The 1,441-nt window shown below is 31.5% G+C and carries 2 protein-coding genes; both read right to left on the minus strand.

Annotated elements, in window-relative coordinates; all coding sequences use genetic code 11:
• Positions 1-372 precede the first annotated feature (372 nt).
• On the minus strand, positions 373-876 hold the full coding sequence (locus tag P8V03_RS18940) for a hypothetical protein (protein ID WP_261673567.1): 504 nt from the start codon (positions 874-876) through the stop codon (positions 373-375).
• 12 nt (positions 877-888) lie between these two features.
• A partial coding sequence (locus tag P8V03_RS18945) for a hypothetical protein (RefSeq protein WP_428978995.1) occupies positions 889-1,441 on the minus strand: 553 nt, incomplete at its 5' end.

Raw genomic sequence — 1,441 nt, forward strand, 5'->3', positions numbered from 1 at the left:
GCCAGTATTGTTTCTTCTATTTACCAATGCTGTTATAACATTGTTCTCATTCTGTTAACATACCCCGTGGTATTTTGCGAAAGGCTTGCCTTGAGCTTGCTACTGTTTTTGTTTCTCCATATGTTTCGCATTTAAGTTCTATGGGACTTTCCTCTAAATAACCACACTGAAATGTTTTTTAAGCTAAAAGAAAAAATTCTATCAGATGAATTCCTTAAAGAAGCTTATCTGATAGAATTTCTTAATTAATTTTACACATTTATTAATATATTACAATAATATTTTTTTCTCAAACCCAACTAGTTCCTACCAAAATTTATACAATAAAGCTAAACTAATCTACTCTGATAACTCCTTCTCCATACAACTGAATTATTGAAAAAATACAATCACATCTTCTGCTATTTTCATTATATACTCAATAGTGATGTTCTTCGCTTTACAGGTTAACCTATTAGAAAAGATTATTTTTTCTTCATTAAATGTCCCACTACAAAAATGCCAAAATACCCCAAATAGTCCCACATTATATTCATATTTTAAAACATTTATTATTTCAATCCATCTTAGTGCATCCTCTTTATACTTTAGTTTTCTTTCTTGGAACTCATCAATAATTGATTGTGCTAAAGATACCTCTTCAATATTTTCACATAGCGAAGATATATCTTTAGTATATAAGTCATATGCACCTATTCCTGTAAGACTATCACATCCAGTTTCAGTCGCCTGTAAAAATACTTCATCATTATGAAGCTGATTGCTAACGTACTTATTGTTAACCTCTATAAGACTTAAATTATACTTATTCTTAAAATTTTCCAAAAGCTTCAAATCATAATCTTTTGGAAAAACTATTCCTATCCTAACGCTCATATTATTCCTCCCTTATTTAAATAAAGTCACAAAGTTTAGATTAGGATCATCCCCATAGAATACATGCCCTCTTGCCGCATAGGAAATAGGATGATAGTGCATAGCATTTAATGGATTTCCGTCATTCGTTGGTCCAGTAAAGCCTCCACCAACAGATTTAGACAGGATTTCAGCATCCACTGCACTATGAGCATATACATCTCCACCAATATCCAATATCATTTTTGCTGATTGTAAGTTCAATGGTTGATCAACATAAACATTTGCTCCCGGGTGAGTTGCTTTTGCTCGCAAATACGTTGGATTTTGATTCTTAGTATTCGTTGTTGCAATATCCTTAACCTTTGATTTGCTCTTACTAACAGCCTTATTCCTAGCCTTATAATTTGAAATGGCATTATTTATAGTATTACTTATAGACTTATTTTGCCCACTGATATTGTAGTTAACCACTGCTACTATTACTAGTGCCACTGCAAAAACATACTGATTAATTTTACTAAGAATTGATATTAAGGAATATCCACTTGGATCTGTATTGTTAACAGGGTTATTTTTGCAATAC

Source organism: Clostridium tanneri, assembly GCF_033659955.1.
GTDB lineage: Bacteria > Bacillota > Clostridia > Clostridiales > Clostridiaceae > Clostridium_AM > Clostridium_AM tanneri.